This is a genomic window from uncultured Stenotrophomonas sp. (genome assembly GCF_913778665.1).
GTDB lineage: Bacteria > Pseudomonadota > Gammaproteobacteria > Xanthomonadales > Xanthomonadaceae > Stenotrophomonas.
In genome coordinates, this window is sequence record NZ_CAJYVQ010000014.1 from 34,921 (window position 1) to 53,488 (window position 18,568).

The 18,568-nt window shown below is 68.5% G+C and carries 20 protein-coding genes; 2 read left to right on the forward strand and 18 right to left on the reverse strand.

All coding sequences use genetic code 11. The annotated features are described in order from the left end of the window. Positions 1–47 precede the first annotated feature (47 nt). From QZ853_RS20160 to QZ853_RS20245, 18 genes are all read right to left on the reverse strand, one after another. A complete protein-coding gene (locus QZ853_RS20160) occupies positions 48–2,417 on the reverse strand; it encodes a hypothetical protein (protein ID WP_295579471.1) in 2,370 nt (789 codons plus the stop codon). Then, the gene (locus QZ853_RS20165; RefSeq protein ID WP_295579924.1) at positions 2,395–3,018 is read right to left on the reverse strand and encodes an outer membrane lipoprotein carrier protein LolA; all 624 of its coding nucleotides are present in this window, start codon (positions 3,016–3,018) and stop codon (positions 2,395–2,397) included. The genes QZ853_RS20160 and QZ853_RS20165 overlap by 23 nt, the downstream gene beginning before the upstream one ends. 2 nt (positions 3,019–3,020) lie before the next feature. After that, a complete protein-coding gene (locus tag QZ853_RS20170) occupies positions 3,021–3,452 on the reverse strand; it encodes an acyl-CoA thioesterase (protein ID WP_197591585.1) in 432 nt (143 codons plus the stop codon). Continuing rightward, positions 3,439–4,989: an aromatic amino acid ammonia-lyase gene (locus QZ853_RS20175; protein ID WP_295579478.1), complete on the reverse strand. Its 1,551-nt coding sequence runs from the start codon at positions 4,987–4,989 to the stop codon at positions 3,439–3,441. The genes QZ853_RS20170 and QZ853_RS20175 overlap by 14 nt, the downstream gene beginning before the upstream one ends. Beyond that, positions 4,979–5,920: an acyltransferase gene (locus tag QZ853_RS20180; RefSeq protein ID WP_295579481.1), complete on the reverse strand. Its 942-nt coding sequence runs from the start codon at positions 5,918–5,920 to the stop codon at positions 4,979–4,981. Before QZ853_RS20180 ends, QZ853_RS20175 begins: the two co-directional genes overlap by 11 nt. A gap of 1 nt (position 5,921) precedes the next feature. After that, positions 5,922–6,692 carry a glycosyltransferase family 2 protein gene (locus tag QZ853_RS20185; protein WP_295579483.1) on the reverse strand — a complete coding sequence of 257 codons (771 nt, stop codon included), beginning with the start codon at positions 6,690–6,692 and terminating at the stop codon, positions 5,922–5,924. After that, complete coding sequence (locus QZ853_RS20190; protein ID WP_295579486.1) at positions 6,682–8,367, reverse strand: AMP-binding protein; 1,686 nt, start codon at positions 8,365–8,367, stop codon at positions 6,682–6,684. Before QZ853_RS20190 ends, QZ853_RS20185 begins: the two co-directional genes overlap by 11 nt. After that, positions 8,360–8,911, reverse strand: coding sequence for a hypothetical protein (locus QZ853_RS20195; protein WP_249842469.1), 552 nt, complete (start codon positions 8,909–8,911; stop codon positions 8,360–8,362). Before QZ853_RS20195 ends, QZ853_RS20190 begins: the two co-directional genes overlap by 8 nt. A gap of 22 nt (positions 8,912–8,933) precedes the next feature. Then, on the reverse strand, positions 8,934–9,191 hold the full coding sequence (locus QZ853_RS20200) for an acyl carrier protein (RefSeq protein ID WP_057497823.1): 258 nt from the start codon (positions 9,189–9,191) through the stop codon (positions 8,934–8,936). Between the two features lie 17 nt (positions 9,192–9,208). Beyond that, positions 9,209–9,466, reverse strand: a complete 258-nt coding sequence (locus QZ853_RS20205) for a phosphopantetheine-binding protein (RefSeq protein WP_005411610.1) — start codon at positions 9,464–9,466, stop codon at positions 9,209–9,211. Continuing rightward, positions 9,453–10,250: a lysophospholipid acyltransferase family protein gene (locus QZ853_RS20210; RefSeq protein WP_295579489.1), complete on the reverse strand. Its 798-nt coding sequence runs from the start codon at positions 10,248–10,250 to the stop codon at positions 9,453–9,455. The genes QZ853_RS20205 and QZ853_RS20210 overlap by 14 nt, the downstream gene beginning before the upstream one ends. Next, a complete protein-coding gene (locus QZ853_RS20215) occupies positions 10,243–10,986 on the reverse strand; it encodes a beta-ketoacyl synthase chain length factor (protein WP_295579499.1) in 744 nt (247 codons plus the stop codon). Before QZ853_RS20215 ends, QZ853_RS20210 begins: the two co-directional genes overlap by 8 nt. Positions 10,987–11,202: 216 nt before the next feature. Further along, positions 11,203–12,216 carry a cytochrome d ubiquinol oxidase subunit II gene (gene cydB, locus QZ853_RS20220; protein WP_295579510.1) on the reverse strand — a complete coding sequence of 338 codons (1,014 nt, stop codon included), beginning with the start codon at positions 12,214–12,216 and terminating at the stop codon, positions 11,203–11,205. A gap of 1 nt (position 12,217) precedes the next feature. Continuing rightward, complete coding sequence (locus tag QZ853_RS20225) at positions 12,218–13,615, reverse strand: cytochrome ubiquinol oxidase subunit I (RefSeq protein ID WP_295579525.1); 1,398 nt, start codon at positions 13,613–13,615, stop codon at positions 12,218–12,220. Between the two features lie 248 nt (positions 13,616–13,863). Continuing rightward, positions 13,864–14,079 carry a hypothetical protein gene (locus QZ853_RS20230; protein ID WP_295579535.1) on the reverse strand — a complete coding sequence of 72 codons (216 nt, stop codon included), beginning with the start codon at positions 14,077–14,079 and terminating at the stop codon, positions 13,864–13,866. Next, positions 14,076–14,720 carry a sigma-70 family RNA polymerase sigma factor gene (locus QZ853_RS20235; protein WP_295579546.1) on the reverse strand — a complete coding sequence of 215 codons (645 nt, stop codon included), beginning with the start codon at positions 14,718–14,720 and terminating at the stop codon, positions 14,076–14,078. Before QZ853_RS20235 ends, QZ853_RS20230 begins: the two co-directional genes overlap by 4 nt. Before the next feature lie 36 nt (positions 14,721–14,756). After that, positions 14,757–15,086 carry a hypothetical protein gene (locus QZ853_RS20240; RefSeq protein WP_295579557.1) on the reverse strand — a complete coding sequence of 110 codons (330 nt, stop codon included), beginning with the start codon at positions 15,084–15,086 and terminating at the stop codon, positions 14,757–14,759. Between the two features lie 79 nt (positions 15,087–15,165). Then, the gene (locus QZ853_RS20245; protein WP_295579560.1) at positions 15,166–15,609 is read right to left on the reverse strand and encodes a hypothetical protein; all 444 of its coding nucleotides are present in this window, start codon (positions 15,607–15,609) and stop codon (positions 15,166–15,168) included. A gap of 150 nt (positions 15,610–15,759) precedes the next feature. Between QZ853_RS20245 and QZ853_RS20250 the strand changes: the two genes are divergently transcribed. Beyond that, on the forward strand, positions 15,760–18,129 hold the full coding sequence (locus QZ853_RS20250; protein WP_295579563.1) for a S9 family peptidase: 2,370 nt from the start codon (positions 15,760–15,762) through the stop codon (positions 18,127–18,129). Continuing rightward, a complete protein-coding gene (locus tag QZ853_RS20255; RefSeq protein WP_295579567.1) occupies positions 18,126–18,545 on the forward strand; it encodes an NUDIX domain-containing protein in 420 nt (139 codons plus the stop codon). Before QZ853_RS20250 ends, QZ853_RS20255 begins: the two co-directional genes overlap by 4 nt. Positions 18,546–18,568: the final 23 nt, after the last annotated feature.

Below are 18,568 nucleotides of genomic sequence, written 5' to 3' on the forward strand. Positions count from 1 at the left end.
GTCCTTGTTGCTCGATCAGAGAAAATGAAGAAAACCGGAAGGCGGGGTCAGGCCGGGGGCACGTCGTGCGGCGGCGGCCGGAACAACGGCGAAATCAGCCAGACCAGGCCGATGCCGAACAGCAGGGTCAGGCCGAAGGCGCGCAGCGCTGGAGTCTGCGACAGGCCCAGCAGGCCGAACGACAGCCAGGTACTGGCCGCACCCACGCACACTGCCAGCCATGCGCTGGCATCACCGCGATGCTCGATCAGGAAAATGCCGTAGTCGATGCCCATGCCCAGCAGCAGCATCAGCGCCAGCACGTTGAACAACTGCAGCGGCTGGCCGAACAGGCCCAGCAGGCCCAGGGTCAGCGCACCGGCAATCAGGGTCGGCGCGAATACGCGCCAAGCCTGGCGACGGTAGCGCAGCCACAGCGCACCGAACACCAGCACGATGCCGACCAGCAGCAGCCCGCCCATCAGCTTGCGGTAATGGCCGAGCAGCTGCGAGAAATCGGCGGTACGGTCGACCCAGCGCACGCCCTGCAGGCCCTCGGCCGCGCCACGCAGGGTCGCCAACGCGTCGGCGCGCGACAGGTCATCGACCATCACCACGCTGATCATCTGCCCGCCCACCGCACCCACCCACAGATGGCGGAACGGCTGCGAGGCTGGCGAGGCGAGGAAGGCCTCGGCAGTCAACGGCGTGGCGGCGAAATCGGGGCGCGGCAGCGGTTCACCCACCGCCTCGGACACGGCATCCAGGACGCGGGGTTCCACCTTTGCGGTCAGCGCTGCATCGGCCTGCTGACGTGCGGGCGACGGCAGCCAGTCGCTGATCGCGCGGTAGCCGCCGATGCGCTTGTCATCGGCCAGCGCACGCAGGCGTTCGGTCAGTGCCTCTTCGCGTTGCAGCAGCTGCGCCGCATCGGCACCCTGCACCAGGTAGAACTGCGCCGGGCTGGGCATGCCCAGCAGCTGGCTCAGGCGGATCTGCTGGGCCATCAACGCCGGAGGCGAAGACTGCAGGCTGCGCAGGTCGTCGTTGCTGTGCAGGCGCGCGATACCCAGCGCGGACAGCGCCAGCGCGACCACCACGAAGATCGCCACCGGCCGCGTGCCATGCAGGCGCGGGAAGCGTTCCAGCGTGTTGCCCAGCCACTGCGCAAAACGGGTCTGGCGGATCTCGCCACCGTCCAGCCACGGGAACCAGAAGATCACCGTGAGGAAGGCGGCGGCCAGGCCGACCACCGAGAACAGCGCCATCTGGCGCAGGCCCGGGAACGGGGCCAGGCCCAGCGCCAGATAGGCCAGCGCACTGGTCAGCAGGGCCAGCCACAGGCCCGGCAACAGGTGCCGCAGCAGTTTCCAGCGGCGATCGGCCGGCTCGGCCTGGCGCGAGGCGAACCAGTGGATGCCGTAGTCCTCGGCCACGCCCACCAGCGACGCGCCGAACACCAGGGTCAGCACGTGCACCTTGCCAAACACCAGCACGGTCACCGCCAGTGCCACGCCGCAGCCGATCAGCAGCGAGGCGGCCACCAGCAGGATCGGGCGCAGCGAACGGAAGGCCAGCCACACCAGCAGCAGCACCGCTGCCAGCGAGCCCCAGCCGATGGTGTTGATCTCCTGGTTGGCCTGTACCGCGGCGGCCTCTGCGTGCAGCGGAACGCCGGCATGCAGGATTTCCAGTGACGGCGCCGCCGCCTTGGCGGCCTGCCCGGCACGTTCCAGCAGGCCATCAAGATGGCGCTCGCCATCGAGCTGGAAGGCCGAGCCCGGCGTATCGAACTGCAGCGCCGCCCAATGCTTGCCCTCGGCTTCGAGCAAGCCGTCATCGCCGAGGCGCAAGCCTGACCCCTGCGCCTGCTGCTGCCACCACTGTGGCCACAACGACAGCGGGTCCTGCCGCCAGTCGGTCAAGCGCGGCGCGCCCATCGGGCCATACAGCGCGGCCAGCGCCTGTTCGGCCAGCGCCCCGGTGTTATCGCTCTGAAGCTGGGTGCGCTGGCCGGGAGTCAGCAGGCGGTCGCGGTACGGCGCATAGAACGCGCGCGCCTCATCGAACCAGCCTTCGATCGAACCACTGGGCACCAGCAACGCACTGTCGGCATCGGCAGCCATGGCCGCGGCGAACGCCGCTTGCGCGCGCTTGGCGGCGGCACCGTCTTGGCTGCCGAGCAGCACCACCACCTGCCGCGAACTGCCATCGGCGATGCGCCGGGTGACATCGCTCAACAGGCGGTCATGCGCATCCTGCGGCAGCAACGCGAGGATGTCGGTGTCGATCCGCGATTCCTGGCTCCACAGCCGCCACTGCTGCACGCCCAGTACCAGCAGCAGCACCAGCCAGGCAACGCCCAGCCAGTGCCACCAACGCCGCAACCGGTCCGGTGCGTTCAACGCCACGGCGTCACTCAAAGCGGCGTGCCTCATCGGGATTCAGCGTGGCCGGGGCCTCGCTCAATGCGCTGAACTGGATCTGCGTGCGGTCCTTGTTGGCCTCGACGATCTCCACCTGGCGCACATAGCGGTCACCCTGCAGGGTCAGCGATTCGAACGCCTTTGCCAGCATTGCCGACTTCGGTGTCAGGCGCAGGCGCCAGCCCTGGCCGTCGCGGCTGGCAGCAACATTGAACTGGCTGGACAGCGCCTGCACGTCGCCGCTCATCAACGCGAACATGATCGCGTTGACCGAGCGCATCGCCGGCTGCTGCCGCGCGTCGAGCTCGACGCGGGTGGTGCCATCGCGCTGGCGGCTGAGGATGCGGTCGGCGGTGACCACCACTTCGGACGGGAACGGCTTGAGCGTGGTCCAGATCACGCCGTGCTGGCGCGCGACCACGAACCGGCCCTGCGAGCGCAGCGGGTTCTTGAAGCCGCTGACCTGCTTGTCCTGGCTGAACTGGCCACGCAGCACGTCGGGCCGCGCCACCGCCTGGGTGATCGCATCGACGGCGGAATCGGCCGCCTGTACACGCGGTACGGCCACCAGCAGCAGCGTGCACAGCAGCACGCTCGAAAGACGGGCAAGCATATTCACGGCGCAGGCACTCCCAGGCGTTCCCACAGCACCGGCGGGCATTGGTACAGCATTTCCTTGCTGGCCGCGTCCACCGCGACCTGGATGGTCATCGCGCGGGTCAGCACCTGGCCGCTTTCCGCATCGAGGATTTCGTACTCGATCTTCAGCCGGTTCTCCCATTCCACGATGCGCGCAACCACGCGCAGGGCCTGGTTGAACAGCAGCGGGCGCACGTACTTCACCCGCGCATCGACCACCGGCCACAGGTAGCCCGATTCGAGCATCTGCGGGTAGTCGTAGTCGTAGCGGCCGAGCAGCGCGCAGCGCGCGATCTCGAAGTACTTGAAGTAGTTGCCATGCCAGACCACGTTCATCGGATCGCAGTCATGGAAGGCGGGGGTCAGCGTGATTTCGCCGACCCGTTCGATGGCCTCATTCACCGGCATACAGCTCCCAACGTTGCGTGCGGATCTCCACCAGCAGTTCCCGCAGTTCGCGATCCAGCGCGCGGTCTTCTTCGACCAGGGCGATGCGCTGCCCCAGGTCGGCGTACATGTCGGCCAGACTGCCATGCAGCTGCGCATTCAGGCCAACCCGCTCGCGCAGGGCCAGGCCCTGGCGCGCAGCGATCAGCATCGCCGCCACCACCTGTTCGGTCAGCTCGATCACGCGCAGGCAGTCGCGCGCGGCGATGGTGCCCATGCTGACCTTGTCCTGGTTATGGCACTCGGTGGAACGCGAGAACACGCTGGCCGGCATGGTCTGCTTCAGCGCTTCGGCGGTCCACGCCGACACGCTGATCTGCAGCGCCTTCAAGCCATGGTTGATCGCCGCACGCGGGCCGGCCGCCGCCGACAGGTTGGCCGGCAGGCCGTGGTTGTAGCGCGCATCCACCACCAGTGCCAGCTGGCGGTCGAGCAGGTCGGCGACGTTGGCCACGGTGTTCTTCAGCGTATCCATCGCCAGCGCGATGTGGCCGCCGTAGAAATGACCGCCATGCAGGATACGCTCGCCGTCGGCATCGATCAGCGGGTTGTCGTTGGCGCTGTTCAGTTCGGTTTCGATCAACTGGCGCAGGAATGGCAGGCTGTCCTCCAGCACGCCGATCACGTGCGGTGCGCAGCGCAGCGAGTAACGGTCCTGCAGGCGCTGTTCATTGCGCGGCGGCCGCTCGCTGTGCAGGTCGCTGCGCAGGCGTGCGGCGATGCGGCCCTGACCCGGGTGCGGCTTGGCCGCGAACAGGGTTTCGTCGAAGTGGTGGGCATTGCCGTCGCTGGCCAGCACGTTGAACGCGGTCAGGCGCGTGGCCATGCGCGCAAGGTAATCGGCGCGCTGCCAGGCCAGGCAGGCCAGGCCGGTCATCACCGCAGTGCCGTTCATGATCGCCAGGCCTTCCTTCGGCCGCAGCTTCAGCGCAACCATGCCGATCTTCGCCAGCACCGGCCCGGCCGGCTGTACCTGGCCTTCGAACAGCACCTCGCGCTCGCCACACAGCACCGCCGCCACGTAAGACAGCGGGGTCAGGTCACCGCTGGCACCGACCGAGCCTTCGGCCGGAATCATCGGCAGCACATCGTGCTGCAGCAGCATGGCCAGGCCTTCCAGCAGCGGCACGCTGACCCCCGACATGCCGCGCACCAGCGAGGCCAGGCGCGCGGCCAGCACCGCGCGGGTCTCGACCGGGTCCAGGTAACGGCCCAGGCCGCAGCCGTGATAGGTGTACAGATGGTGTGGCAGTTCAGCCACCAGCGCCGGCGGAATGTTCACCGTGCACGAGTCGCCGTAGCCGGTGGTCACGCCGTAGATCACGCCATCCTCGCGCAGCAGGCGGTCGAGGAAATCGGCGCCGCGCTGGATGTGCGCGCGGAACGCCGGCGCGTCGCTCAGCGCGGCCTCGCACTGGCGCTGGGCCAGGGCCACCACGTCTTCGATGGTCAACGGTGCATCGCCAAAGCGGCACACGGGTACGGCGTCAGTCGTCATGCGGAACCTGATCCCAGAAGGGGAAGAAATTGAACCAGTCCAACGGGGACTGGATGACCTGGAGTTCCAGCCAGCGCGCGAAGCGCTGTGCCTGTTCGGCGAGCGCGGCATCGCGTGAGCCACGAGGCAGCACGATGCGCTCGGCGAACTGTTCAAACGCCACCCGGTAGCCCTCGCCCTGATGCAGGCAGGCCATCGTGTAGACCGGGCAGCCCAATGCCGCGGCCAGCACATAGGCACCGATCGGGAACGGCGCGCGATGACCAAGGAAATCTGCGGTGACGCTGCGGCCGCCCTGCACCGGCGTGCGGTCGCCGACGATGGCGACGAAGCCACCGGCCGCCACGCGCTCGGCCAGCATTACGGCGGTGGCCGGTCCCATTGCGGTGACCTGCACCAGCTCCACCGCCGCCAGCGGGTCCAGCCGCTGCAGCAGGCGGTTGAAGCGCTGCGCATGCGTGGTGTGCACCAGCACAGTGATGCGGAATCCCGGCACCTGCTCGGCCAGCACCTGGCACAGTTCCAGGCAGCCGATGTGCGCGGTCAGGATCAGGCCGCCTTCGCGGCGCGCGATCCTGTCCAGCACCAGGTCGCGGTGCAGGTGGATGCGTTCGGGCGGGTAGCGCCCACCGAGACCGAGGATCTTGTCCAGCATCGTGTCGGCGAAGGCGAAGAAATGGCGCAGGCTGTCACGCCGTGTCGGCGTGCGGCCGAGCACGCCGCTGTATGCCTGCAGGCGCTGCAGGTACTGCATCGAGGCCTGGCGGCCGACACGGTTGCCGAGCCAGTGGCAGGCCACTACCGGCCACACGCAGAGGCGGAACGGCCAGCGCCCGAACCAGCGGTGCACCCAGCACAGGAACAGCACGCCGGCCACCGAAGTGGACTCGCCGATGTCGGCCCAGTGCGGAGCGTCGTGCGTGGTCGCCATCTCAACCCTGCCCGCGCAGGCGGCGCCAGAGCAGGCGTGGCGCGCGCCAGAGCATGCCGAAGAACAGCCGGGTGTGCATGCGGCTGATGCGCACGTTGTCGCGCCACACATCAAAGTGCGACACCCCATCGGACGGATACGTCACGCGCGTGGCCAGGTGTTCGACCGGCAGCTGCCGCCAGTACAGGCGCACCATGATCTCGGTGTCGAAATCCATGCGCTGGCCGATGGTCTCTTCGCCGATCAGGCGCAGCACCGGCGGCAGCGGATACACGCGGAAGCCGCACATGGTGTCGCGCAGATGCAGCGACCACGTGTTGATCCAGACCCAGATATGGGTGGCATAGCGGCCATAGAGGCGTGCCTTGGGCACGCTGGCGTCGTAAGCCGGGATGCCGCAGATCACCGCGTCCGGATGCGCACGCGCGGCCTCGATGAAGCGAGGCAGGTCGGCGGTATCGTGCTGGCCGTCGGCATCGATCTGCAGGACGTGGCTGTAGCCACGCGCGGCGGCCTCGGCGAAGCCGGCCAGCATCGCCCCACCCTTGCCCTGGTTGGGATCCAGGCGCAGCAGGTCGACGCCCTGGCGCTGTGCCAGCGAACGCAGCACCGCCGCGCAGGACGCGTGCGAGCCATCGTCGACCAGCAGGCACGGCAGGCCGGCGGCCTGCACGCCGTCGACCACCGCCACGATCGCGTGCTCGTGGTCGTAGACGGGAATCACCACCAGTGGCGCGAACGCAGCACCGGCAACGGCGGGGTCAGTCCACATCTGCGAACACCAGCTTGCCGCTGGCATGCACGCCGTGGCGGGAGGAATAGCGGAACGTGAGCACCCCGCGCGCGGCATCCCAGTCCAGCTGCAGGGTCAGCTCATCACCCGGGCGCGCCACGTGCTGGAACTTCACTGCGTCCATGCGCAGGAAGGCAGCGGGCATCGCGAACGCCTGGCGGCCGAAGCGTACCGCCCAGTCCAGCTGCGCCACGCCGGGCAGGATCGCCGCCTGCGGAAAGTGGCCCTGGAACGGCCGCAGCGCCGGGTCCAGGATCATGCGCAGGGTGGCGTGGGTCGCGCCGCGCTGGTCCCATATCGCTTCCGGCATCAGCGGCTGGAACAGCGCTGCCAGGGCGGCCTGGGTGACCTTGCCCTGCGCGTTGATCGGCATCGCCTGCACCAGGCGCCAGCGGCGCGGCCGGGTGACCGCGTCGTGGGCAGAAGCCAGGCGCGCGCCCAGGCGCTGGCCGAGCGCGCGGCGCGCCGCATCGCCACCGTCCAGCAGCGCGCGGTCGGCCGGCACCACCACCGCGGCCAGCTGCTCGCGCTGGCCGGGCAGCACCAGCACGCGCACGTCATCCACTTCGGCGTCTTCGCGCAGCGCGCGCTCCAGTGCATCCAGAGATACACGGCGCTCTTCAATCTTGACGATGCGGTCGGCGCGGCCGAGCAGGCGGAAGCGGCCCCCGGCCAGCGCCTCGACCCGGTCCTGGGTGCGCCACCAATCGGTGTTTTCCAGGTGCGCCGAGGCGACCGCCAGGCAGCCATCCTCGATCCGCCACTGCACGCCCGGCAGCGGCTGCCATGGCGGCAGATCGGTGTCCCAGCGGCGCCAGGCGATGCCGCCGGTCTCGCTGCTGCCGTACACCTCGGTGGGGGCCACGCCCAACCACTGCCGCACCTGCCGCGCCGCCTCTTCCGGCAGCGGGCCGCCAGAGGAGAACACCGCGCGCAGGCGACCATGCAGGCTGGCCCAGTCGAGCTGTGCGGGCAGGCGCTTGAGGTGGGCCGGGGTCGCCACCAGCACCGTATCAGTACCGGCCAGCGCGCCCACCAGGTCTTCGTGGAAGAACCGGCGCGGGTGGATCACGCGGCCGGCGGCCAGCGGCCACAGCACGCGGAACAGCAGGCCGTAGATGTGCTGGTGGGACACCGTGCCATGCACCTGCACGCCCTCCAGCTGGGCGCCGAACGCGGCCTGCAGCGCATCGACTTCGCGCGCCAGCTGGTCCATGCGCTTGCTGATCGCACTGGGGTGGCCGGTGCTGCCGGAGGTGAACACGCACAGCTCGCAGGCACGCTCGTCCAGCGCCTGCAACGGGCCATCCAGCGCTGCGTCCAGTGGCGCCAGAGGCCGGTAATCGGCCGACACATCACCGGCGAAACCGCTCACCTGCGGTTGCAGTGCCTGCAGCGTGGCCGGCAGGTTGTCGGCGGCCAGGAACACCCGCTTGCCGGCATGCCAGGCACCGAACAGCGCCGCCGCGAAGGCCACCGCATCATCGAAATAAAGCGCCCAGTCGCGGCCCTCGGCGGCGGCAAAGGCCGCGCGCCAGGCCAGCACCCACTGGCGGAAGCGGGGGTGATCGATCACCTCGCCTTGGCAGAGGCCGATGCGGCGCTGCCGCTGCGGTTCCACCAGCAGCCGGTCCAGGGCGATCCACTCAGCCATGCGCGTGCGCTGCCTTGACCCGCCGCCGCACCAGCCACTCTCCTGCAAACAACACGCCCATCATCACGTACGCCAACAATCCGTTGTAGAGCATCCAGACCCGGTCCGACGCATACAGCGCGGTCAGCAGGGCCAGGCTGCCGTTGAGAACGAAGAAGCCGCACCAGACCTGGGTGACGCGGCGGGTATAGGCCACCGCAAACGGTGGCAGGTCCGGTTCCTGCAGCCGCGCCAGGCGCTCCACCAGCGGCGGGCCGAAACGCAGGCTGGTGCCGAACACCGCCAGCATTACCGCGTTGACCAGCGCCGGGTACAGCTTCAGCGGCAGCGCCTGGTTGAGCACGGTGGCCAGCACGGCCAGCAGTCCGGTACCGGCGGCGGCAGCCCACCACAGCGGCTGGCGCGTGCTCAGCGCCCGCAGCACCGCCAGGGCAAACAACAGCAGCGACAGCCAGCGCGGCTCGAAACGGCCCATCGCCAGGTACACCAGCAGGGGGTAGGCCAGCGAAATTGCGGCCACCACGACGGTGCGTGCGCGTGCCATGGCGAAGCCGCCGGCGCTGCGGTCAGGCGGCTGCCTGGTCCGGCAGCAACCCGTGCACGACATCGACGATGTCCTGCACGGTACGCACGGCCTTGAACGCTTCCGGCTGCAGGTTGCGGCCGAGCAGCGGCTTGAGCTGCACGATCAGGTCGACCGCATCGATGCTGTCGATGTCCAGGTCGTCGTACAGGCGCGCCTCGGGGGTGATCCGCGCGGGCTCGATCTCGAAGCTGTCGGTCAGGATGCTGACGATGCGTTCAAACAGTTCATTCTTGGTCATGGCAGTTCCTGGCGCCGTTACGACTGGCGGGCGGCGACGAACTCGCCGAGCGCACGCACGCTGGAGAAATGGCGACGGGTTTCTTCCGAATCGGCCGAGAGGCTGACACCGTACTTCTTCTGCAGCGCCAGGCCCAGCTCCAGCGCATCGATCGAATCCAGGCCGAGGCCTTCGACGAACAACGGCGCGGTCGGATCGATGTCCTCCGGCGTGATGTCCTCCAGCGAAAGGGAGGAAATGATCAATTCCTTGATCTCGTGCTCAAGTGCTTGCACGGGGCGGCTCTCCAGACAGGTCGAAATAACGAGAAAGGTGCTCGGTAACGCGGCGTGCCGCCAAGGCATCCCCCCTTGGCGAGTCGTCTTCGGCCAGGAAAGGCGCGATCGGGATATCTTCGCCGATCTGCAGCCGAACGTGAAAGCGACGTGAGGGTACACGATACCACTTCTGTCCCTTGGTCAGGGTCGGGGGGGTACAGGTGATCCGCACCGGGGTGATGTCCAGCCGGCCGCGCACGGCGATGTTGGCCGCGCCGCGCTGCAGCCGCGGCGGCTGCCCGGGCACGCTGCGGGTGCCTTCCGGAAAGATGACCAGGGTGCCGCCGGCCTGCACCGCCGCTACGCAATCGTCCACCAGGCCAGCGCCATCATCGTTGGAGATGTAGCCGGCCGCCCGCACCGGGCCGCGCATGAACGGGTTGCGGGCCACGGCCCGCTTGACCACGCAATCGGCGTTGGGCAACAGCGCGATCAGGCAGACCACGTCGATCAGGGTCGGATGATTCGCCAGAATCAGCAAACCGTCGCGCTGCAGGCGTTCGCGCCCTTCGACCTGCAGAGTCATCACGCCCAGCCGGCACATCAGCCCGACATGGCTGGCAAAAGCGGCCTGCACCAGCCGGCGGGCCCGGCGGCGGCGGGCCATCGGATCACGCATCAGCATCAGCACCGGCATCACCAGCAGGCCCAGCAGCAGCCCGCCCACGCCGAACGCGGCGAAGCTCAGGCCGGTACCGAACACCCGCCAGGCATGGTCGAGGCGTCGCCGCAGCTCAGCCACGACGCCTCCAGCGCCAGCGATGGCCCTGGGTCACGTGCTCCAGCGCCGGCGCAGCCGACAGCAGGAAACGGTGCAGGTCCAGCGCGTGTGGCAGCGTGCCCGGCGTGGTGTCTGCCTGGCCTTCGGCCGGCTGCCACTGCAGCGACAGGGTCGGGTGCCCCGCAGCGGGCGCGGTCAGTCTCCAGCACCAGGCAAAGAACGGGTCGGGTTCATCGGCGAACGTCGCGTAAATACGCGGCAGCGATGATTCATACACCACCACCCGCACTTCGCGGGCACCATCGGCCAGCAGGCCCGCGGCCTCCAGGCAGGCGGCCTCCACGGTGGACTGCCCGGCGGCCAGCGCCAGGTAGTTGCCGCGATGGCCACGGGCAATCGAGTACAGCGCGGCGATCGCGTTGTGCACCGACAGGCCGAACCCGGTCGGCGACAGCGGCTGCTCGTCGACCAGCGCCCCCAACAGGTCCATCGAACGGGCCACGTCGCCATGGCGGCTGGCGAACACCAGCGGCACCTCGCTGTCAGCGCCCTGCCCGTCCTCGCACCAGCACGCGGCCTGGATCGCCATCCGGCCCAGCCGCTCGATGCGGCGGCGCTGCATCGCCGGCACCTCGGCCAGCGCCGGGGTGTCATCCCCCTGCGGCAGGTACGGTGCCTCGGCCCAGCGCAGCCACTGGCTGCGCTCGCTCAGGCCGGGCGCCCAAGCGGCCCAGTCGACGATGGAGAATTCGATCATTTAGCGGTGGTGCTTCAATGGGAGAACGATAGGCACGAGCCATTACGGCGACGCGCGGCGGCCCCCCATTCCTGCGGCCGTGCGTCCGTCCAGGACGTCGCCGGCTGCCCCCCTGGCCGCCGGAAAGGAGCGCACGCTAGCACGTCCGGCACAGGGTGTGCAGGTTTCACATTCCCCAACGCGGGCCCGGCACCATCGAGTCCGCGTTTGGATCGATCAGTGGTAACCGGTATCGGCGTGCACCTTGCCGCGGAATACCCGGTAGGACCATGCCGTATAGCCGAGGATGACCGGCAGCAGAACAACCAGCCCGACCAGGGTGAAGCCCAGCGAGGAGGCCGGCGCCGCGGCCTGCCACAGCGTCATCGACGGCGGCAGCAGGTACGGCCACATGCCCAGCACCAGGCCCAGGAAGCCGAGCACGAACAGCGCCAGGCTGAGCAGGAACGGCGGCAGGTCGCGGCGCGGATGGTTGGCACTGCGCCACAGCGCGGCCGCCACCGCCAGAGTCAGCAGCGGCACCGGCGACAGCCACCAGAAGTTGCCGTCGCTGAACCAGCGTTCCATCAGCCGCGAATCCAGGAACGGCAGCCAGCTGCTGACCAGGCCCATCGCCGCGATCACCGCTACCACCAGCGGCCGGGTCAGCTGCCGCGCCAGCGCCTGCACGCGCCCTTCGGTCTTCAGGATCAGCCAGGTGCTGCCCAGCAACGCATAGCCGGCCACCAGCGCGGCACCGGTCAGCATTGCGAACGGGCTGAACCAAGCGAACGGTCCGCCCTGATAAACACCGCCCACCAGCGGGATGCCCTGTACCAGGGTGCCCAGGATCACGCCCTGCGCGAACGTGGCCAGCAGCGAACCGAGCGCGAACGCCACGCTCCATAGCCGGCGCGAACGGTGTGCCTTGAAGCGGAACTCGAACGCCACGCCACGGAACACCAGTGCCACCACCAGCAGCAGCACCGGCAGGTACAGCGCCGACAGCAGCGCCGCATACGCCTTCGGGAACGCCGCCAGCAGGCCGGCGCCGCCCAGCACCAGCCAGGTCTCGTTGCCGTCCCAGATCGGCGCGGCGGTGTTCATCATCAGGTCCAACTGGTCCTCGTCCTCGGCGAACGGGGCGAGGATGCCGATGCCGAGCACAAAGCCGTCCAGCACCACGTACATCAGTACGCCGAAACCGATCACCGCGAACCATGCCACCGGCAGCCAGGTCATCAGGTCCATGTCAGCGCTCCTCCAGCGGTTCGTCGGCGGCCGACAACGGGCGCGCCGGGGTATGGCTGCCGTGGTCCAGCGAAGGGCCTTCGGCGTACGGCTGCGGCCCGTGGCGCAGGATCTTCACCAGATACCAGATGCCCCAGCCGAACACGAAGGCGTAGCCAACCACGTACACACCCAGCGACAACGCCGTCATCCATGCGCTCTGCGGGCCGACCGCATCAGCGGTGCGCAGCAGGCCATACACCACCCACGGCTGCCGGCCCATCTCGGTGACGAACCAGCCGGACAGCAGCGCGATGAAGCCGCTGGGCAGCATCCAGTTCCAGCCGCGCAGCAGCCACGGCGAATCGAGCAGCTTGTTCCGCCACAGCTGGAACGCCGATACCCAGGCCAGCAACAGCATCAGCGTGCCCAGCCCGACCATGATGCGGAAGGCGAAGAACACCGGCATCACCGGCGGCCGCTCGCTGGCCGGTACTGAGGTCAGCGGGTCGAAGGTGCCGTCCAGGCTGTGGGTCAGGATCACGCTGCCCAGCTTCGGGATGGCCACTTCGAAATCGTTGCGCTCTTCCTTCTCGTTGGGCAGCGCGAACACCACCAGCGGTACGCCCTCGCCTTCCCGGGTTTCATGCCAGTGCGCTTCCACCGCCGCGATCTTCATCGGCTGGTGCTTGAGCGTGTTCAGGCCATGCATGTCGCCGACGAAGATCTGCACCGGCACGGTCAGCGCGGCGAACGCCACGGCGGCGATCAGCATGCGCCGGCCCGCTTCCACGTGCGTGCCCTTGCGCAGGTACCACGCGCCCACGCCGCCGATCACGAAACAGGTGGTGATGAACGAGCCCAGCGCCATGTGCGCCAGGCGATAGGGGAACGAGGGGTTGAACACCACCTGCCACCAGTCCACCGGATGCACGATGCCGTTGACCATCTCGTAGCCGGCCGGCGTATGCAGCCAGCTGTTGGACGACAGGATCCAGAACGTGGAGAACAGCGTGCCCAGCGCCACCATGCAGGTGGACAGGAAATGCAGGCGCGGCGAGACCCGGCCCCAGCCGAACATCATCACGCCGAGGAAGCTGGCTTCCAGGAAGAACGCGGTCAGCACTTCGTAGGTCAGCAGGGGGCCGATGACCGTACCGGCCACCTCGCTCAGCCGCGGCCAGTTGGTGCCGAACTGGAAGGCCATGACGATGCCGCTGACCACGCCCATGCCGAACGACACCGCGAAGATCTTCTGCCAGAAGAAATACAGCTCGCGCCACACGGGCAATTTCGTGCGCAGCCAGCGCCATTCGATGAAGGCCAGCCAGCTGGCCGTACCGATGGTGAAGGCGGGGAACAGCACGTGGAAACTGATGACGAATCCGAACTGGATCCGTGACAACAACAACGCGTCCAAGGGACGCCTCCTGCCTGCGACCGGTGGGATACAGGACCACTTTAGGAGGATTTCGTTAACGTGGGATGCGACCGGGTGACGCGCTGCTTCACTTTGTCGCAGGGCGGCGTGAAGGCCGCCGGGCATCACCTGGCGCTACCGATTGACCGCTCTGGTAACTGCCAACCTGGGTTGCCACGCACCCGGGCACCGGCCATGGTCGGCATCTACCCACAACGACTGGAGCGGCCCATCACCCGGCGGGTGCCTCAGTGCCAGAAATACCAGGCCGCTGCGGCCAACAGCGCGCCAAACAACAGCACCTGCACCACCACATACAGCACGCCACTGTCGCGCGTTTCCGCCTTCAGCCGCTGCTGAAGCGCGTCGCTCACATCCGGCGCCGGTGCCTGCTGTTCCTGCTCGCGCAGCGCCTGCGACAGCGCGCACGCATCGGCATCGCGGGGGTCGTTGGCTTCGCTCACAGCAGCTCTCCGGCGGTGGCGCGTCGCGTCAGCTCCTGTTTCAGGGTCTGCCGCGCGCGGAACAGGTGGCTCTTGATGGTACCGCGCGCCAGCCCGGTCACCTGCTCGATCTCGACCAGATCGAAATCCTCCAGGTAGTGCAGGCCCACGATCAGGCGCTGCGGCGGGGTCAGGCGCTCCAACGCAGCGCCCAGTTCGCGTCCAGCCTGCAGCGTCTCGCTCAGCTCGGCCGGGCCGGGGCCTTCGTCGCCGACGCCAAGTTCCTCGGGCACCTCCACTGCCACCATCCACTGCATCTCCAGGCGCCGCCGGCGCAGATGCTGCAGCGCGGTGGTGTAGGCCACCCGCGAAACCCAGGTGCGCAGCGAGGACTCGAAACGGAACCGGTGCAGCTGGCGGAACACCGCCAGGAAGGTCTCCTGCAGCAGATCGGCCACCTGGTCGCGGTCACCGACCATGCGCCCGATCACGTGCGCACAGGTGCGTTGATGGGCCTGCACCAGCTGCGCGAACGCCGCCTGCGAGCCATCGATGATGGCAGCCACCAGCGCGCGGTCGTCCTCCCACGCAGTCGGCACCTCCACGGGGGCGTCGCGATGACGCCCGCGCAGCGCGGCCAGGGCACCGCCCAGCAGGCTCATGCGCAGTGCACTCCGGGCGCCCGTGGCATGTGCCGGTCAGCCCTTGCGGACGACGGGACGGGTGAAGTGCCACGCCAGCAGCTGGCCGAGGCCGGCACTGCCGACCATCGCGGCGGCGGCGCCGAAGGTCAGTTCGCGTGCACCGATGGCTTCCAGCAGGGCCATGGCCATGGCCAGACTGACCAGGCTGATGCCCCAGCGCAGCGCCCCCTGGCGGCGGCGCTCTTCTTCCAGCCCGGCCAGCGAGCGGATCACTTCCTCGGGCACGTGCGGGGCGACCAGCTTGCTGCGTGCACGCGCATCGGCGACGGCATGGATCGCGTAGGCGATGCAGATGAAGAGGGTGATCGGGATCAGTTCCTGCATGGTCGGGCTCCTGTTCGGTGGATGATGCGGGTACAGGAGATTGGATGCGCAGGCCCGGCAACCGGTTGCAGTGGATGCGTCAGGACGCCTCGCCGGCTTCGGCCTCGACCGGTGCATCCGGGAAGTAGGTTTCCAGCTGGAAGCCCAGCCGCAGGTCCGCCATCAGCCTTACAAGCGCGTCGTCCAGCACGAACCCGGCCCAGGCCTGCTTGCCGAACACGCCGATGCGCAGGCCGATTTCGGCCCCTTCCTGGGTCAGTTCCTCGATCACGGCCGCCCGCGCCTGCAGTGTGCCGACGACCTCCGGCCAAGCGTCCATCAGCCAGCCGCCCTTGCCCTCGGCCAGCTTGAACAGCACCCAGGTGTGCGCATACACGCGGATCAACCCGCCATCGGCGTCACGAAGGTCGGTGCCCACATCGCGGAAGAACCCGCGTTCCAACCCCAGCCGGGCCGCGATGTCGGCGCTGGAGCGCACGGGGTGCTGCACCCCCAGGGAAATGCAGTAGTCGTAGCTGTACATGGTCGGTTCCTTCCGGATCAGGCGCCCATCATGCGCCAGACTGGGCGCCGCCGGCCCTTTGCCCAAGCGGTCTGCATGACCTGTGGCCCCCTCCCCCGGCGCGGGCGGCTGCTACCCTTGGCCGGTTTCCTCTTCTGGTGCCGTCCGCCCATGTCCCGAGTGCTGCCCCTGTCCCTCCTGCTGTCGGCCGTGCTGGCCGCACCGGCCGCGCATGCTGCGCCGACGCCGATCACCATCGAACAGGCCATGGCCGACCCGGACTGGATCGGTCCGCCGGTCGAGAAGGCCTGGTGGTCGTGGAACAGCCAGCAGGTGGAATACCAGCTCAAGCGCAACGGCAGCCCGGTACGCGATACCTTCCGCCAGTCGGTGACCGGCGGCGTGGCCGCGCAGGTCGCCGATGACCAGCGCGGCACCCTGGACGTGGCCGAGCCGGTCTACGACCGCAGCCGCAGCCGCAGCGCCTTCGTGCGCAATGGCGATGTGTTCGTGCGCGACCTGCGCAGCGGCGCGCTGACCCAGCTGACCCGCAGCAACGAGCGCGCGGGCAACGTGAACTTCGCTGCCGACAACGGCGTGATCTGGCGCGTCGGCCAGAACTGGTTCCACTGGACCGCCGCCAGCGGCGTGCAGCAGGTGGCCAGCCTGAAGGCCGAGAAAGACCCGCGCACGGCGCCGAAGGCCGACGTGCTGCGCGACCAGCAGCTGCGCACGCTGGAAACCCTGCGCCGCGACCGTGACCAGCGCGAAGCGCTGAAGGACCAGGACCAGCGCTGGCGCCAGGCCGACCCGACCCGCGCACCGGGCCCGGTGTACCTGGGCGCCGACGTCGAGATCGGTGACAGCGTGCTGTCGCCGGACCTGACCCACCTGATCGTGGTGACCAAGCCGAAGGACTTCGACGACGGCCGCACCAGCAAGATGCCGCTGTACGTGACCGAATCGGGCTACGAGGAAACCGAGGACACCCGCACCCGCGTCGGCCGCAACGGCTTCGAACCGCACACCCTGTGGTATGTCGACGTGCGCACCGGCAAGGCCGAGAAGCTCTCGCTGGCCGGCCTGCCGGGCATCGGCACCGACCCGCTGGCCGAGCTGCGCCGCAAGGCCGGCAAGGATGCGCTGAAGGGCGAGCGCAGCGTGCAGGTGATGAGCGACTTCATGGGCGGCGGCATCCGCTGGAGCGCCGACGGCCAGCAGGCCGCGGTGATGCTGCGCGCCAACGACAACAAGGACCGCTGGATCATCAGCGTCAACGCCGCCGATGGCCGCGTGCAGAACCGCCACCGCCTCACCGACAACGCCTGGATCAATTGGGGGTTCAATGATTTCGGCTGGATGGCCGATGGCCGCACGCTGTGGCTGCTGTCGGAGGAATCCGGCTTCTCGCACCTGTACACCCAGGCCGGCAGCGCCAAGCCGCAGGCGCTGACCAGCGGCAAGTGGGAAACCTCGGCACCGGTACCGTCGGCCGATGGCAAGGGCTTCTATTTCCTGTGCAACCAGCAGGCGCCGCATGACTACGAAGTCTGTGCAGTCGACACCGGCAGCCGCCAGGTGCGCGAGCTGACCAGCCTCAACGGCGTGGAAGACTTCTCGTTGTCTCCGGACGGCCAGCAGCTGCTGGTGCGCTACTCCGGCGCCTACCTGCCGCCGCAGCTGGCGGTGCTGCCCAGCACCGGTGGCCAGGCGCGCGTACTGACCGATACCCGCACCGCCGACTACAAGGCGCGCCAATGGATCCAGCCGAAGCTGGTGGCGGTGCCGTCCAAGCACGGCGCCGGCGTGGTCTGGGCCAAGTACTACGAGCCGGAAACCAAGGAGCCCGGCAAGAAGTACCCGATCGTGATGTTCGTGCATGGCGCCGGCTACCTGCAGAACGTGCACCAGCGCTACCCGGCCTACTTCCGCGAGCAGATGTTCCACAACCTGCTGGTGCAGAAGGGCTACATCGTGCTGGACATGGATTACCGCGGCAGCGAGGGCTACGGCCGCAACTGGCGCACGGCGATCTACCGCAACATGGGCCACCCGGAACTGGAAGACTACAAGGACGGCCTGGACTGGCTGGTCGACACCCAGCAGGGTGACCGTGACCACGCCGGCATCTACGGCGGTTCCTACGGCGGCTTCATGACCTTCATGGCGCTGTTCCGTGCACCGGGCACCTTCAAGGCCGGCGCCGCGCTGCGCCCGGTGGTCGACTGGCACAACTACAACCACGGCTACACCAGCAACATCCTCAACACCCCGGACATCGACCCGGAGGCCTACCGCGTGTCCTCGCCGATCGAGTACGCGCAGAACCTGCAGGACAACCTGCTGATCGCCCACGGCATGATGGATGACAACGTGTTCTTCCAGGATTCGGTGCACCTGACCCAGCGCCTGATCGAGCTGCACAAGGACAACTGGTCGATCGCACCGTACCCGCTGGAACGTCACGGCTACACCCGTGCCGATTCCTGGCTGGACCAGTACAAGCGCATCCTCAAGCTGTTCGAGCAGAACCTGAAGTGAGCAACACCGCGGCCACGATCCACATCGTGGCCGCGGTCATCCTGGATGACCGCGGTCGGGCGCTGGTGGTGCGCAAGCACGGTGCCCGCCGCTTCATCCAGCCGGGTGGCAAGCCCGAACCCGGCGAAGCACCGCTGCAGGCACTGGCCCGCGAGCTGGACGAGGAGCTGGGCGTGCAGCTGCGCACCGCCGACGCCATCGCGCTGGGCAGCTTCGAGGACTGGGCGGTGAATGAACCGGGCCACCGCGTGCAGGCGCAGGCGTGGTGGGTGCAGGTGGATGGCACGCCGCAGGTGCGCGCCGAGATCGCCGAACTGGCCTGGGTGCCGCTGCAGCCGCCGCATGGCCTGCCCTTGGCACCCTTGAGCGAACACCATATCCTGCCGGCCGTCGCCACCCGGGTGACGGCCCGCTGACCGTGCGGGCACCAATTGCAAGG

Excerpts from the sequence above, each read along its gene's own strand:
- QZ853_RS20160 (WP_295579471.1), bottom strand. The coding sequence starts at position 2,417 with ATGAGGCACGCCGCTTTGAGTGACGCCGTGGCGTTGAACGCACCGGAC.
- QZ853_RS20165 (WP_295579924.1), bottom strand. The coding sequence starts at position 3,018 with ATGCTTGCCCGTCTTTCGAGCGTGCTGCTGTGCACGCTGCTGCTGGTG.
- QZ853_RS20170 (WP_197591585.1), bottom strand. The coding sequence starts at position 3,452 with ATGCCGGTGAATGAGGCCATCGAACGGGTCGGCGAAATCACGCTGACC.
- QZ853_RS20175 (WP_295579478.1), bottom strand. The coding sequence starts at position 4,989 with ATGACGACTGACGCCGTACCCGTGTGCCGCTTTGGCGATGCACCGTTG.
- QZ853_RS20180 (WP_295579481.1), bottom strand. The coding sequence starts at position 5,920 with ATGGCGACCACGCACGACGCTCCGCACTGGGCCGACATCGGCGAGTCC.
- QZ853_RS20185 (WP_295579483.1), bottom strand. The coding sequence starts at position 6,692 with ATGTGGACTGACCCCGCCGTTGCCGGTGCTGCGTTCGCGCCACTGGTG.
- QZ853_RS20190 (WP_295579486.1), bottom strand. The coding sequence starts at position 8,367 with ATGGCTGAGTGGATCGCCCTGGACCGGCTGCTGGTGGAACCGCAGCGG.
- QZ853_RS20195 (WP_249842469.1), bottom strand. The coding sequence starts at position 8,911 with ATGGCACGCGCACGCACCGTCGTGGTGGCCGCAATTTCGCTGGCCTAC.
- QZ853_RS20200 (WP_057497823.1), bottom strand. The coding sequence starts at position 9,191 with ATGACCAAGAATGAACTGTTTGAACGCATCGTCAGCATCCTGACCGAC.
- QZ853_RS20215 (WP_295579499.1), bottom strand. The coding sequence starts at position 10,986 with ATGATCGAATTCTCCATCGTCGACTGGGCCGCTTGGGCGCCCGGCCTG.
- cydB (WP_295579510.1), bottom strand. The coding sequence starts at position 12,216 with ATGGACCTGATGACCTGGCTGCCGGTGGCATGGTTCGCGGTGATCGGT.
- QZ853_RS20235 (WP_295579546.1), bottom strand. The coding sequence starts at position 14,720 with ATGAGCCTGCTGGGCGGTGCCCTGGCCGCGCTGCGCGGGCGTCATCGC.
- QZ853_RS20240 (WP_295579557.1), bottom strand. The coding sequence starts at position 15,086 with ATGCAGGAACTGATCCCGATCACCCTCTTCATCTGCATCGCCTACGCG.
- QZ853_RS20245 (WP_295579560.1), bottom strand. The coding sequence starts at position 15,609 with ATGTACAGCTACGACTACTGCATTTCCCTGGGGGTGCAGCACCCCGTG.
- QZ853_RS20250 (WP_295579563.1), top strand. The coding sequence starts at position 15,760 with ATGTCCCGAGTGCTGCCCCTGTCCCTCCTGCTGTCGGCCGTGCTGGCC.